This window comes from Devosia riboflavina (assembly GCF_000743575.1).
Taxonomy (GTDB): Bacteria; Pseudomonadota; Alphaproteobacteria; order Rhizobiales; family Devosiaceae; genus Devosia; species Devosia riboflavina.
The window spans coordinates 101,334-113,874 of record NZ_JQGC01000015.1; the positions used below are offsets into that span (position 1 = coordinate 101,334).

A 12,541-nucleotide genomic window follows, 5' to 3' on the forward strand; every position below is an offset into this window, starting at 1 on the left:
CCTGGCGCATGGTCTGTTGCTCGCAGCGATTTTCTGGCTTTCGGTGCCCAAGCCGCTGCCCGTCCCGCCCTCGGGCGCGATTATCGTCGATCTCATCCCCGAAGCCGAGGCGCCGGCCAGGCCTACGGCAGCGGCCAAGATGCTCTCAGCGCCAAGTCTTGAGGTCGAACCGCTTGCCGCGCCGGTCGAAAATCCGGAACCCCGGGAGGCACCATCCGCGCCGGAGCAGGGCGATGGCATGACCGCGGCGACGCAGTTTTATGCGGCATCGATCCTTGATGACCCTGTAAACAGCGAGGTGCGGGAAAACTTTCCGCTCCTCGCGAACGAGGAGCAGGTCATCCAGCTTTGCAATATCGAAGCGCTGGAGCAGTTGCGCGAGACGGAGCCGGGGGAGGCGCCCGATGCGCTGGTTGGCTATGCCTTCGATTCGATCGATGTGGCCGGGCTCGATCTCGTTGCCGATGGCGGGGCCTTCCGCAGCCACGGAACATGGCGCCATATCCGTTATCGCTGCGCGGTGGCATCAGATATCCGCAGCGTGGCCGCCTTCGAATATGTTTTGGGCGAATTGGTGCCGGAAAGCGAGTGGGAAGCTCACTTTCTCAACGGCACCGACGAGTGATTTCTATGGTTTTGCGAAGCGCGCGATCACCGGCACGTGGTCCGATGGCTTGTCGGTCCAGCCGCGGGCGGGGCGGATGATTTCCGCGCCAATGGACTGATCGGCGACATCGGCGGTGGACCAGATGTGGTCGAGACGCCGGCCCTTGTCGGCGGCGTTCCAGTCGGCGCTGCGATAGCTCCACCAGGAATAGAGTTTCTGGTCATAGGGCACGTGCTTGCGCACGATATCGACCCAGCCATGGCCGCCCGTAAGCAGGCCATTGAGCGCTTCGGTTTCGACCGGCGTGTGGCTGACGATCTTCAGGAGTTGCTTGTGGCTCCAGACGTCGTTCTCGTGCGGGGCAATGTTGAAATCGCCGGCGATGAGATGGCCACGCTGAAACACCGGCTCGTTGAACCAGGTTTTCAGCTCGGACAGGAACCCCAGCTTGTGCTTGAATTTTGGGTTGAGCTCCGGGTCGGGCTCATCGCCGCCGGCCGGAATATAGAAATTGTGCAGCGTGAAGGGGCCATGGCCGATATCGACCAGCGCCGAGACGTGGCGCGATTCGGGGATTTCGCAGAAGACCCGGCTCGATACGTCGGTCAGCGGGAATTTCGAGACGATAGCGACGCCGTGATAGCCCTTCTGCCCATGCACCGCCATGTGCGGATAGCCGTTCTCGATGAAGGCATTGCGCGGGAACTGGTCATTGGTGCACTTGATCTCCTGCAGCATCAGGACGTCGGGCTGATACTGGCGCAGAAAATCGAGCACCATATCGAGGCGCAGGCGAACCGAATTGATGTTCCAGGTGACGACGGAAAGGGTCATGGGGGAGATCCGGACTTTTGCAGGGCTTTTGGGCCGAGGCACTTTTAGGACCAAGCCGGGGCAGGGGTAAAGCCGGAAATGGCAGGGCAGGGCGGACTGCTGACGGGAGGTGTCAGTGGCCAACAAAAAAGCCCGACCTTGCGGCCGGGCTCTAATCGTTCAAGCTTGAGCTAAAAGCTTATTCGCTCTTGGCTTCGCCTTCAGCCGATGCTGCGGCAGCAGCGGCGGCTGCAGCTTCCGCGTCCTTGGCGGCCTGTTCGGCGGCAAAGGCTTCGGCAGCGGCGATCTTTTCAGCTTCGCGGGCTTCGCGAGCGGCCTGGGCTGCTTCGCGTTCGCCGGCTTCGATCTTGCGGGTACGAGCGTTGGTCGATTCGAAAATACGAGCCGATTTACCGCGACGATCACGCAGGTAGTAGAGCTTGGCGCGACGGACCTTACCGCGCTTGATCACTTCGACCGAAGCGATATTGGGCGAGTAAAGCGGGAAGACGCGTTCCACACCTTCGCCGTACGAAATCTTGCGCACGGTGAAGCTTTCGGTGATGCCGCCGCCGGAGCGGGCAATCACGACGCCTTCATAGGCCTGGAGACGTTCCTTGTCGCCTTCGCGAATCTTGACCCACACCTTGACGGTATCGCCATGGGTGAATTCAGGGAGTTCGCGCTTGGCAGCCTGCAGGGCAACCTGCTCGGCATTGAGCTGTTCGATAATGCTGCTCATTTTCGATCCGTTCTGATCTTATCGTGGGGCGACTTTGTCACCCGGTCTTGTTTGATAACGGAGGGTAGTCTTTTTGGTCTTGGCGCACGCCGGGTCCGATCCCGGACGCACGAATGGGCGGCTCATAGGGTAAAACAGGCGGAGAGTCCAGCGTTTTGGGTCTTTTGGGCGCCTAAAAGAGGTCGAACGCCAAATCTTCAAATCCGTCGTCACCACCGGGCTTGTCCCGGTGGTCCATGCGGAGGCGAGATGGATTGCCGGGACTAGCCCGGCAATGACGACTGAGGGGGATATCAATTTCTTTGGAGATCTGCCTTCAGCAAATCCGGCCGTCTTGCTCTGGTCAGAGCCAGCGATTGCTCATGCCGCCATCTGGCGATTTTGGCGTGGTCGCCGGAGGTCAGGACGGCGGGAATATCCGTGCCCTCAAACGTCTGGGGCCGCGTATAGTGCGGATATTCGAGCAGCCCGTTTTCAAAACTCTCCTCGTCGCGGCTGTCCAAAGCGCCGAGCACACCGGGGATCAGCCGAACCACGGCTTCAAGCAGCACCATGGCCGCTACCTCGCCGCCGGCAAGTACATAGTCGCCTATGGAAATCTCTTCGAGATTTCGCGCATCGATGACGCGCTGGTCAACACCCTCGAAGCGGCCGCAGACGATGACGGCGCCGGGGCCGGTCGCCAGTTCATGGGCGCGGGCCTGGGTCAGCGGTTTTCCCCGAGGCGACATGAGAATGCGTGGGCGCGGATCGCCGGCGGGGGCAATGGCATCGATGGCCTTGGCGAGAATATCGGGCTTCAGCACCATGCCGGCGCCACCACCCGAAGGGGTGTCGTCGACGGTGCGGTGCTTGTCCGTGGCAAAATCCCGCAAATGCGTGGCGCGCAGGGTCCAGAGCCCGTCGGCCATGCCGCGGCCCAGGACAGAGGCGCCGAGCGGCCCCGGAAAGAGATCGGGAAAGAGGGTGATAATATCAGCCGAAAACATTTATTCCGCTCAGTCCGGCTCTTCCTCGCCCGGCTCGGCGTCGAGCGGCGGGGCAATCACCAAAAAGCCGTCGGCAATGCGGATGGTCGGCACGACGGCCTTGGTAAAGGGGTAAAGAAAGGTATCGCCCGAGCGCGGGTCGCGCACTTCGAGGAGATCGCCGGCACCGTAGTTGAGGAGGGCCGAAACTTCGCCAATGCTGACGCCGGTATCGAGGCGGGCATCGAGACCAATGAGGTCGGCGTGATAAAAATCGTCCTCGTCATCCGGGTCGGGCAGGCGGCTGCGATCGACGAAAAGGGAAACGCCGTTGAGAAGCTCTGCCGCATTGCGATCGCGAATACCCTTGAGGCGGGCAACGAGCACGGTCTTGTTGAGGCGCGCCGTCTCGATGGTCACGGTGAGGCCGGGACGGTCGGTGTCGAGCGGGCCATAGCTGGCGATGGCTTCGGGATCGCCGGTGAAAGTGGTGATGCGGACTTCGCCCTTGATGCCATGGGCGGCGCCGATCTTGCCCATCAGAATGCGGTTCTCTGGCGCTGCCATTTTCGTCCCTATTGGCTGAAAGAGAGCTGCACCCTTAGCAGGCTTGTGCCCCAGCGCAAACGGCGGAACCTTGCGCCGCATGGCGCTTTCTTCTCGCAAGAGATTCCAAGGAGAGCGTCATGTCCCAAATTCTCACCGACCGCAGGGCTATTCGTGAATGGGTGGAGGCACGCGGTGGCAATCCCGTCCTGATGGATGTGCCCGACGGCACCGGCATCCGCACGGTGCTGCAGCTCACGTTCGGGCAGGACGCACTCAATGCCGAGGGCAATGAGGGGCCGGACCGGATCGACGGGTTTCAGTTGGTAAGCTGGGAGGAGTGGTTCGTGGCACTGGAGAAGGGTAATTTGGCCATTGAAGTGACCGATGACCCAGCGGGTGGGAACGAGGCCGAGTTTACCTTCGTGCCGCGGGACTAAGCCAACGTTTCACGTGAATCCATTTCCCAATCTGTCGTCATTGCCGGGCTTGTCCCGGCAATCCATCTTGCGGTGGTGACGAGGAGGGTGGGACGCAGCGCCCGCCCTTCGGGACGCTTATAAGCCACCCATCTTGCACAGCATCTTCCACTCAGCTTCGCTGACCTTCGACACCGACAGGCGCGAATATTTCACCAGCTCGAATTCAGCCAGCGCTTCCGTGGCCTTGATCTCTGCAAGGGTCACCGGACGCGGAAACGGCTTTACCGACTGCACGTCGACACATTCCCACACCACTTCGCCCTTGGCATTGAGTTCGGCGGTCGAATCGGGATGGGCTGATGCCACCACCTTCATGATGCCGACGATCTCCTTGCCGATATTGGAGTGGTAGAAGAAGGCTTCGTCGCCGACGGCCATGACCCTCATATTGTTGCGCGCCGTATAGTTGCGAACGCCATGCCACTCTTCCACTTCGCCGCGGCCGGTCTTGGCGACGAGATCGTCGAAGGAAAAAACGTCCGGCTCGGATTTCATCAGCCAGTAAGCCATGGGATCAGAACTCCACTGAGGTGTTGTTGATGGCAATGCGCCAGCGCTTGACCTCGTAGCTGGCAAAGACGCCGGCCGGCACGAAGGGATCGGCGGCCGCCATGGCTTCGGCTTCCGCCAGAGTTTCGGCTGCGAAGACGACGATGGAGCCTTCCGGCTGCTCTTCGGCATTGAGCAGGGCACCGGCAAAAACCAGTTTATTGCCCAGCGACTTCAGGTGCTCGAGATGGACCGGACGAGTATCGAGGCGGGTCTGCAGGGCGCCGGGCGCGTCCTTGGCGATCATGGCATAGAGCATTTTCTCAGTGTTCCCTCTTGAGCGGGCGGGACATCAAGCCCGCAACGATGGTGGCGATATCGGCGCGGCCGGCAACGAAGGCGTCGACGGCGTCGACCAGCGGGGCGTCGACATCGAGACTTTTGGCAAGGGCCGCGGCGACCGGCGCGGTGGCAACACCCTCGGCGAGCTTAGCGCCACCAGCCAAAATGTCGGCCGTCCGACGCCCGGCGCCGAGCGCCATACCGAACTGATAGTTTCTCGACTGCACCGAAGTGCAGGTCAGCGTGAGATCGCCGAGGCCGGCAAGGCCGGTCAGCGTATGGGCGGAGCCGCCGAGGGCATGCACCATGCGGGCCATTTCAGCGTAGCCGCGGGCAATGAGGGCCGAGCGGGCGGAGGCACCGAGATTGGCGCCTTCGACGGCGCCGCAGGCGAGGGCATAGACATTTTTCAGCGAACCGGCGATTTCGACGCCAATCCGGTCATCGGCCGCATAGGGCCGAAAACTGGGGCCAGCGAGCGCGGTGGCAAGGTCCGAAGTGGCGCTGGCATCGTCGCCGGCAAGGGTGACGGCGGTCGGCCGGCCCGCAGCGACATCGGCGGCAAAGCTTGGGCCCGAGAGTACATAGCCAATGGCATCGGGCGCCATGTCGGCCAAAATCTCGCTCTGCCGGGCCAGAGTGCCGGTTTCGAGCCCCTTGGCCGAAAGCACGACCGGCTTGCCTGTCAGCAATTTCGCATCAAGCGATGTGAGCAGTGTTCGCGTCGCCTGTGCCGGCACGGCGAGGATAAAAATATCGGCGGGGACTGGCTCGGCGCTGGCCGAGATATTGGAGAGCAGTACCTGGCCGGGCAGGGCGGCTTCATTGACATGGGTGGCGTTGAGTGCGTCGGCCTGCGCCGGGTTGCGGAGGACCAGCGTCACCTTGCGGCCTGCCATGGCGGCGGCCTGCGCGAGAGCGGTGCCCCAGGCGCCTCCCCCGAGAACAGCAACTGTCTCAAGTGCCATGGCTTTTCACCCGCATGTCTTCGTCCTGCAGCGGCCAGCGCGGCCGGGCGGCAATGGTCAGGCTATCGGTATCGTCGAGCGCCAGGCGCTCGGCGCCGGCCCAGGCGATCATGGCACCATTGTCGGTGCAAAGCGCAATGGGCGGCACGATGAGATCGGCGCCGAACTCGGTGCAGGGCTTTTGCAGCGCCTCGGCAATGCGACGATTGGCGGCGACGCCGCCGGCCACGACGAGGCGAATCGGTTCGCCCGGAAACTCAGCCGCAAATTTCTCGAGCGCCTGGCGTGCTCGGAAACCGACGATCTGTGCCACTGTCTCCTGAAAGCTGGCCGCGATGTCGGCGACGTCCTGGTCGCTCAGCGGCGCCAGCGCTTCGGCCTGCAGGCGCACGGCAGTCTTCAAACCGGAGAAGGAAAAATCGAGCCGCTCTTCGCGCAGCAGCGGTTTCGGGAACTTGAAGCGCCTGGGGTCGCCCTGCTGGGCGATCCGCTCGACCGCGGGGCCTCCGGGATGGCCCAGTGACAAAAGCTTAGCGACCTTATCAAAGGCTTCCCCCAGCGCGTCGTCGATGGTGCCGCCCCAGCGCTCATAGTCGCCGACGCCGCGCACCAGCACGAATTGGCTATGGCCGCCGGAAACGAGCAGCATCAGGTACGGAAATTTCACGCCATTGGTCAGCCGTGCGGTAAGGGCATGGCCTTCGAGGTGGTTGACGGCAATCAGTGGTTTGTCGAGCGAGGCGGCAAGCGCCTTGGCGGTGGTGAGGCCGACCAGCACGCCGCCGATGAGGCCAGGGCCGGCCGTGGCAGCGACGGCGTCGATGTCATTGAGGTCGATGCCGGCCTCGTCGATCGCCTGCGCGATGATGTGATCGAGCCATTCGACATGGGCGCGGGCGGCAAGTTCGGGCACCACGCCGCCAAAGGCGGCATGCTCGTCGAGCTGGCTGCGCACCACGTTGGAACGAATGGTGCCGTGGCCGGATTGATCCCGCACGACTATGGAAGCCGCGGTTTCATCGCAGCTTGTCTCGATACCCAGAATGATGGCTTGCGCTTGCCCGGTCACGACGAACTGGTCTACTCCCAAGGGTGAGGCGGCGCGAGGCGCCCATGACGGTTTTCGCTACACTAGGACAGAGCCATAATGCAATCGCCAGCCCCCTTCGCCCGGATCGGAACGCGCGGTAGCCCGCTGGCGCTGGCCCAGGCGAAACTGGTGCGCAGCCTGCTATCTGCAGCGCATGGCGTTGGTGAAGACGACATTCACATCGAAGTGTTTTCGACCGGCGGCGATCGCAGCCAGGACGCCAATGTTTCTCTCTCGACCATTGGCGGCAAAGGCGTTTTCACCAAGGAGATCGACGAGGCGCTGCTTTCGGGGCGCGTCGATATCGGGGTGCATTCGAGCAAGGACGTAGCGACGGGCTTGCCCGCAGAGATGGCGCTGGCGGCGTTTCTCGAGCGCGAAGATGTGCGTGATGCTTTCTTGTCCCTGAAGGCGGCGGGCATCGACCGATTGCCCGAGGGCGCAAAATTCGGCACCTCGTCCATTCGCCGCGCCGCGCAGGCCTTGCGGCTGCGACCTGATCTCAACATCGTGCCCTTCCGCGGCAATGTGCATACGCGGCTGCAAAAGCTGGCGGATGGCGTAGCGGATGCGACGCTGCTCGCCATGGCCGGCCTCAATCGGCTCGGTGAAACGCATCGCGCCACGAGCATTCTCGACGTCGACAATTTCATGCCCGCGCCGGCCCAGGGGGCCATCGGGCTTGCCGTGCGCAGTGGCGACAGGCGCTTTCTCGATCTCGTCGCCCCGCTCGATCATGCGCCGACGCATGCGCGGATCGCGGCCGAGCGAGCCATGTTGGCCGTGCTCGACGGGTCCTGCCGCACGCCGGTTGGCGCCTGGACCCAAGAGCAGGCCGGCACCCTGACGCTCAAGGGCGAAATCCTGAGCCTTGATGGGCAGACGACATTTCGCGCTGAAGCCAGCGGTGGTGATCCCCAGGCCTTGGGCGAAAAAGTCGGAAAAGACCTGCTCGATCAGGCCGGGCCCGATTGGCTCGAACAGTGGATGGCGTGAAAAAGATCATGCGCATGCTTGTCACCCGCCCCGAGCCCGACGCCCAGGCCAGTATCGACCGGCTGGCGGCGCTCGGCATCGAGGCAGTGGCAGCGCCATTGCTGACCCGGGCGGCGCTCGATTTTCACCTGCCTGATCTATCGGGATTTGCTGCCCTGGCGGTCACCAGCACCAATGCCTTGCGGGCGCTGGAGGACAAGGGGGTGCTGGCGGACTTGCTGCATCTGCCGGTCTATGCGGTGGGCGATCGCACGGCGCATGAGGCAAGGGCGCTTGGATTTGACGAAGTGTTCAGCGCCGGCGGTACATTCGAGCGGCTGTCGACCATGTTGGCTTTGGCTGGGATCGAGGGGCCGGTGCTTTATCCGGCCGGCAAACATCTCAGTGGCGATCTCGCCCAGGCGCTCGTGCCCCATGGAATCATGGTGGTGACGGCGACGGTCTATGACATGGTCGCCGAATCAAGTTTTCCCGATGGGACGCTGGCGGCACTCGAAAGCGGCGAGCTTGGCGCGGCGCTGGTCTATTCGCGGCGAACGGCCGAAATTTTCTGCCATCTCGTCGGGCCGAGGCTGAGCGCGGCAAAAAGGCGCGACCTCGTGCTGTTCTGCCTCTCGGAAAACGTGGCGCAGCCGCTTGTCGAACAGCATTTTACCCGCGTGCATCTGGCCGATCGGCCGGATGAAGAAGCGATGATGTCCCTGGCGCTGGCTTTTGCCCGCGAGCAATCTGGGTCATGATCGGGCCAGGCAAAAGGAAGGCACATGGCTGATCCCAAGGACAAGGCAAGCGCCGCAACCCCAACCAGCCCCGCCGGCAAGTCCGGCGCGGTAAAGCCGCCGGTGCTCGAAGGCACGGCGCGCCCGGCCGAATCGGTCAAGCCAAGCGCGACAGCGAAGCCTGAGCCGGAGGCCAAGCCCGAAGCGTTCAAGCCCGGTCCGGCCAGCGCGACGACGCCGAAACCCGAATCAAAGCCGATCACACCGCCGCTGGTTCCTTCGGCCGAAGCTGGGGCAGGGGCGGCGTGGCTTGCTGGTCTTGTCGGGGGTATCGTGGGTCTGGGTGCCGCCTATGGGCTGGCACTATTGGGCTATTGGCCCGCGGTCGCTCCGGCGCCGCAGCCGGCGGATCCGCGTATAGCAACCATTGCCACGGCCGTGCCGGAGCTCGAAACCGTCACCTCCACCCTGCAGGGGGAATTGGCGCGGCTGACGGCACGGGTCGCCGGGCTCGAAGCCAATCCCGGAACTGCGGCTCCGGCAGGCGATTCGGCACCGGCAAACCAGCTAGCAGGTGATCTTGCCGCACTCAGTGCCCGGGTCGACGAACTGACGGCTGCGCCGCAGGCCGCGGGTGAGACGGCGGCACAAAATGCTGCCGCCATTGCCGCGCTTGAAACCGAACTTGCAGCTCTCCGCCAAAGCGCCGCCCAGACCCAGACCAATCTCGATGGCGTTTCGGCCAAGGTCGCGACGCTCGAAACCGATTTGTCCGAAGGCACGGCGCTCGAAGCGGGGCAGGTGCGCCTGCCGCTGATCGTTTCCGGCTTCGAAACCGCCTTTGCCACCGGCGCCGCCTATGATGGGGAAGTCGCCGCGCTCCGCCAGGCGCTTCCCAACCTCGCCGTGCCCGACGCGGTGCTTGCCAATGCCATGACCGGGCTCAAGCGGCCCGATCTGATTGCGCGCGATTTCAACGCCGTGCTGCCCGATGTCCTTGCCGGAAGACCGGTCGGGGCCGATGCGGGTTGGCAGGAAGCGACCTCAGACTGGTTCCGCGGCATTATCGCCCTGCGCCCCACCGAGGCGGTGGAAGGCGATGGGCCCGAAGCCGTCGTGGCCCGCCTTGAAGGCGCTATCGGGCGCGGTGATTTCATTGCCGCCAAGACCGAACTCGACGCCCTGCCGGCCTCCATGCGGGCGGCCACTGGCGCGGTGGCCGATGAAATCTCCAATCAGGCAGCCGCCCAGACCTTTCTTGCATCGCTGCGTCAGGCAGCGCTGGCGGGAGGGAATGGCTGATGATCCGTCTCGCCCTCTGGATCGTCGGTTCTCTGGTCGTCGCGGCGCTTGCCGCCTGGTTGATGGCCTTGCCCGGCACGCTGACGCTGGAACTGGCCGGCTATCGCATGCAGCCGCGCCTCGGTACTGCCGTCGTGCTGATCTTGCTGGCCGCCGCCCTGATCATTCTGATCTGGGCCGTGCTGCGGCGCATTTTTGGCGCACCGCGGGCCATGGCCCGGCGTCGTGCCGCTCGACGCCGCGAGCAGGGCGTTGAAGCCCTCTCCGATGCCGTCATTGCCCTGCAATCGGGCGATCCGGCACGGGCAAGGCTGCTGGCTCGCGAAGCACAAGCCCGCCTCCCCGAAAATAGCGCCGCAAAGCTGCTCGAAGCACGGGCCGACCTCGCCGTCGGCGATATGCCGGCGGCACGCGAGCATTATCGTGCCCTGATCGCCAGCGACAAGACGGCGCTCGCGGCTCTCACCGGCCTTTACGATCAGGCCCGCACCCAGCAACGGCCGGAAGCGGCACTCACCTTTGCGCGCAAGGCCCTCAGTCTGGCGCCCGACAGCTCCTGGGCCGCTGAGGCCGTGTTCGACGATCTGGTGCGGCGCGGCCACTGGGCCGAGGCGGTGGCCATGGTCAATGCCGAGGTGCCACCGGGCCGCGAGGGCCGCGCCAAAAAGCGCCGCCGCCAGGCTGTCATCGAGACGGCAAGGGCCCGTGAGGCCGAAACCAGCCAGCCGCTGGTGGCACTCGAACATGCGTTGACGGCGCTAAAACTGTTGCCCGATTTCGTGCCGGCGGCGCTGATCGCGGCGCGCGTCCATATCAATCAGGGCGAGAGCCGCAAGGCGATGAGCCTGCTTAGACGCATCTGGCGGGCAACCGGCCATCCCGATGTCGCGGCGCTCTATGGCCATGCCCAGCCCGGCGCCTCGGCCGTCGAACGGTTGAAACGCATGCGCGAAATCGTGGATACGCCGCCCGAACACCGCGCCGCCGCCATGGCGCTGGCGCGTGCCGCCATTGACGCCTATGACTGGCCGCTGGCGCGCGATGTGCTCTTGCCCTATGCCGGTCCCGATCTCACCGAAGGTGTTGCCAGCCTCATGGCCGAGATCGAGGCGGGCGAGAGCGGGGACCAGGGCAAGGCGCGCGAATGGCTGGCGCGGGGCCTTCGGGCAGTGCGCGACCCGGCCTGGACGGCCGATGGTCTTGTCAGCGCCGAATGGGAACCAACTTCCCCGGTGACCGGCAAGCTCGACGCCTTTGAATGGAAAGTGCCTGTCACCGGCAACGCGCGGCCCTTGCCGCTGCCGGCGGCTTCAGGCGAAGGGTCCGAGGATTTCCCCAAGCCCGCGCCGGTCTTGCCTCTTGCGCCCGCGGAAAACCAACAGTAAAAGACCGCAATCTGTTCGGGCCATGCCCGGCCGGAGCCGCTTTAGCTCAGTCGGTAGAGCACATCATTCGTAATGATGGGGTCAGGTGTTCGAGTCACCTAAGCGGCACCATTTTTCCCCCTACAATCGGTCAGATTTGTTCCGCCATTTCCGCGCGCGCGCTTTCATAGGCGTGGCGCGCTGAAGCGCGGATGCGCAGATGCGTGCCCTGCTTGACGGTCTGCGTGAAGAGTTGCTCGCGTTCCTCTTTGGTCGAGAGAAAGAACGGAAAGCGCTGGGCGACGCGGCTGCGGATGTTTTCGACCGGCGCGCCGAAGAGCGCCACCGGAAAATGCAGGCCCGGATAGGTCCGCACATCGCTCATGATTTCCGAGCCGAAGACGCGCTTGTAAAACGGTCCGTGCTCGGGACGCACCAGCGCCAGGCACAGATCGGCATTGAAATGCACCGAAGCCATGGCGGCGACGCGCAGCGTCAGGAAAGGCAAGGCCGGATAGGCCAGCGAGGCTTCGCGATCGGCCGTAAACCGGCTGGGATCGATGAAGGTCCTTCCAGCGTCCACCATCGGGGCCAGGATATCGGGGCAGACCTTCATGCTGGGTGAGCGCCGATACTGCGCCGTCAGGTGGTGAAGGCGGATGGAACTAACCAGTTCGCCCTTGATATAGATGCCAAAGCTCATGGCATTGGGCGTTTCATCGAGATCGTCGATGCAGATTTCCTCCGCATTGTGATCCATGAAACCCTCACGCACATAGGCGCGATAGCGCAATTTATAGATCGGGTCGTCGATGACGCTGGCATCGACCCGCGCATAGCTCACATCGTCGAGCACATCGATGAGGGCGCCCGAAAAGCGCGAGGGTTCTCCGGCGCGGGCTGCAGCCGCGCTGTCCTTGTCGATCGCCATGCTGATATGTCCGCCGCCTTCAATTGCCTCGGCGGGGACGTTAACGTTTCATTAACCCTGACAAAAGTTGACATTGCCGACGTGGTTAATTTGCCGGCCTCGCTCGTCTAGGCGCGTCGCCGTGCCTAGCCTATTTACGCATGTCTTGGCCCTGAAACCGCTCTCCACTTTCGGGAGACATG

Annotated in this window: 15 protein-coding genes and 1 tRNA gene; 7 read left to right on the plus strand and 9 right to left on the minus strand. The window is 63.7% G+C overall.

Annotated elements, in window-relative coordinates:
- Positions 1-16 precede the first annotated feature (16 nt).
- On the plus strand, positions 17-625 hold the full coding sequence (locus JP75_RS15810) for a DUF930 domain-containing protein (protein ID WP_035084785.1): 609 nt from the start codon (positions 17-19) through the stop codon (positions 623-625).
- Positions 626-628: 3 nt separating this feature from the next.
- Here the strand turns inward: JP75_RS15810 and JP75_RS15815 are convergent, their stop codons facing one another.
- The 4 genes from JP75_RS15815 to rimM form a co-directional block, all read right to left on the minus strand.
- Entirely contained in the window at positions 629-1,441 is an 813-nt protein-coding gene (locus JP75_RS15815) for an exodeoxyribonuclease III (protein WP_035084788.1), read from the minus strand.
- 178 nt (positions 1,442-1,619) lie between these two features.
- Positions 1,620-2,162, minus strand: coding sequence for a 50S ribosomal protein L19 (rplS, locus tag JP75_RS15820; protein ID WP_035084791.1), 543 nt, complete (start codon positions 2,160-2,162; stop codon positions 1,620-1,622).
- A 293-nt stretch (positions 2,163-2,455) separates the two neighbouring features.
- Positions 2,456-3,151, minus strand: coding sequence for a tRNA (guanosine(37)-N1)-methyltransferase TrmD (gene trmD, locus JP75_RS15825; RefSeq protein WP_035084794.1), 696 nt, complete (start codon positions 3,149-3,151; stop codon positions 2,456-2,458).
- 9 nt (positions 3,152-3,160) lie between these two features.
- Entirely contained in the window at positions 3,161-3,697 is a 537-nt protein-coding gene (gene rimM, locus JP75_RS15830; RefSeq protein ID WP_035084797.1) for a ribosome maturation factor RimM, read from the minus strand.
- Positions 3,698-3,816: 119 nt separating this feature from the next.
- Here rimM and JP75_RS15835 point away from each other — a divergent pair, with 119 nt between their 5' ends.
- Positions 3,817-4,116, plus strand: coding sequence for a hypothetical protein (locus JP75_RS15835; RefSeq protein WP_035084800.1), 300 nt, complete (start codon positions 3,817-3,819; stop codon positions 4,114-4,116).
- 117 nt (positions 4,117-4,233) lie between these two features.
- Here the strand turns inward: JP75_RS15835 and JP75_RS15840 are convergent, their stop codons facing one another.
- The 4 genes from JP75_RS15840 to tsaD are packed head-to-tail and all read right to left on the minus strand — an operon-like array spanning position 4,234 to position 7,005.
- The gene (locus JP75_RS15840) at positions 4,234-4,668 is read right to left on the minus strand and encodes an EVE domain-containing protein (protein WP_035084804.1); all 435 of its coding nucleotides are present in this window, start codon (positions 4,666-4,668) and stop codon (positions 4,234-4,236) included.
- A gap of 4 nt (positions 4,669-4,672) precedes the next feature.
- Positions 4,673-4,966 (minus strand): YciI family protein, encoded by a 294-nt coding sequence (locus tag JP75_RS15845; RefSeq protein ID WP_035084808.1) that lies wholly within the window; start codon positions 4,964-4,966, stop codon positions 4,673-4,675.
- A 4-nt stretch (positions 4,967-4,970) separates the two neighbouring features.
- Positions 4,971-5,957, minus strand: coding sequence for an NAD(P)H-dependent glycerol-3-phosphate dehydrogenase (locus tag JP75_RS15850; RefSeq protein ID WP_035084811.1), 987 nt, complete (start codon positions 5,955-5,957; stop codon positions 4,971-4,973).
- Positions 5,947-7,005, minus strand: a complete 1,059-nt coding sequence (tsaD, locus tag JP75_RS15855; protein ID WP_035085124.1) for a tRNA (adenosine(37)-N6)-threonylcarbamoyltransferase complex transferase subunit TsaD — start codon at positions 7,003-7,005, stop codon at positions 5,947-5,949. The genes JP75_RS15850 and tsaD overlap by 11 nt, the downstream gene beginning before the upstream one ends.
- A gap of 99 nt (positions 7,006-7,104) precedes the next feature.
- Here tsaD and hemC point away from each other — a divergent pair, with 99 nt between their 5' ends.
- The 5 genes from hemC (at position 7,105) to JP75_RS15880 (ending at position 11,560) form a co-directional block, all read left to right on the plus strand.
- A complete protein-coding gene (gene hemC / locus JP75_RS15860) occupies positions 7,105-8,043 on the plus strand; it encodes a hydroxymethylbilane synthase (protein WP_035084813.1) in 939 nt (312 codons plus the stop codon).
- A gap of 8 nt (positions 8,044-8,051) precedes the next feature.
- Positions 8,052-8,783: a uroporphyrinogen-III synthase gene (locus JP75_RS15865; RefSeq protein ID WP_152565868.1), complete on the plus strand. Its 732-nt coding sequence runs from the start codon at positions 8,052-8,054 to the stop codon at positions 8,781-8,783.
- Between the two features lie 24 nt (positions 8,784-8,807).
- Positions 8,808-10,064, plus strand: coding sequence for a COG4223 family protein (locus tag JP75_RS15870; protein WP_035084814.1), 1,257 nt, complete (start codon positions 8,808-8,810; stop codon positions 10,062-10,064).
- Positions 10,064-11,449: a heme biosynthesis protein HemY gene (locus tag JP75_RS15875; RefSeq protein ID WP_051960778.1), complete on the plus strand. Its 1,386-nt coding sequence runs from the start codon at positions 10,064-10,066 to the stop codon at positions 11,447-11,449. Before JP75_RS15870 ends, JP75_RS15875 begins: the two co-directional genes overlap by 1 nt.
- A gap of 35 nt (positions 11,450-11,484) precedes the next feature.
- A tRNA-Thr gene (locus JP75_RS15880) sits at positions 11,485-11,560 on the plus strand.
- Positions 11,561-11,579: 19 nt separating this feature from the next.
- Here the strand turns inward: JP75_RS15880 and JP75_RS15885 are convergent.
- On the minus strand, positions 11,580-12,359 hold the full coding sequence (locus tag JP75_RS15885) for an N-acyl amino acid synthase FeeM domain-containing protein (protein ID WP_051960779.1): 780 nt from the start codon (positions 12,357-12,359) through the stop codon (positions 11,580-11,582).
- Between the last annotated feature and the right edge of the window lie 182 nt (positions 12,360-12,541).

Bases quoted from the DNA above. Each gene is read 5' to 3' on its own strand.
- JP75_RS15815 (WP_035084788.1), bottom strand. From the start codon at position 1,441: ATGACCCTTTCCGTCGTCACCTGGAACATCAATTCGGTTCGCCTGCGC.
- rplS (WP_035084791.1), bottom strand. From the start codon at position 2,162: ATGAGCAGCATTATCGAACAGCTCAATGCCGAGCAGGTTGCCCTGCAG.
- trmD (WP_035084794.1), bottom strand. From the start codon at position 3,151: ATGTTTTCGGCTGATATTATCACCCTCTTTCCCGATCTCTTTCCGGGG.
- rimM (WP_035084797.1), bottom strand. From the start codon at position 3,697: ATGGCAGCGCCAGAGAACCGCATTCTGATGGGCAAGATCGGCGCCGCC.
- JP75_RS15835 (WP_035084800.1), top strand. From the start codon at position 3,817: ATGTCCCAAATTCTCACCGACCGCAGGGCTATTCGTGAATGGGTGGAG.
- JP75_RS15840 (WP_035084804.1), bottom strand. From the start codon at position 4,668: ATGGCTTACTGGCTGATGAAATCCGAGCCGGACGTTTTTTCCTTCGAC.
- JP75_RS15845 (WP_035084808.1), bottom strand. From the start codon at position 4,966: ATGCTCTATGCCATGATCGCCAAGGACGCGCCCGGCGCCCTGCAGACC.
- JP75_RS15850 (WP_035084811.1), bottom strand. From the start codon at position 5,957: ATGGCACTTGAGACAGTTGCTGTTCTCGGGGGAGGCGCCTGGGGCACC.
- hemC (WP_035084813.1), top strand. From the start codon at position 7,105: ATGCAATCGCCAGCCCCCTTCGCCCGGATCGGAACGCGCGGTAGCCCG.
- JP75_RS15865 (WP_152565868.1), top strand. From the start codon at position 8,052: ATGCGCATGCTTGTCACCCGCCCCGAGCCCGACGCCCAGGCCAGTATC.
- JP75_RS15870 (WP_035084814.1), top strand. From the start codon at position 8,808: ATGGCTGATCCCAAGGACAAGGCAAGCGCCGCAACCCCAACCAGCCCC.
- JP75_RS15875 (WP_051960778.1), top strand. From the start codon at position 10,064: ATGATCCGTCTCGCCCTCTGGATCGTCGGTTCTCTGGTCGTCGCGGCG.
- JP75_RS15885 (WP_051960779.1), bottom strand. From the start codon at position 12,359: ATGGCGATCGACAAGGACAGCGCGGCTGCAGCCCGCGCCGGAGAACCC.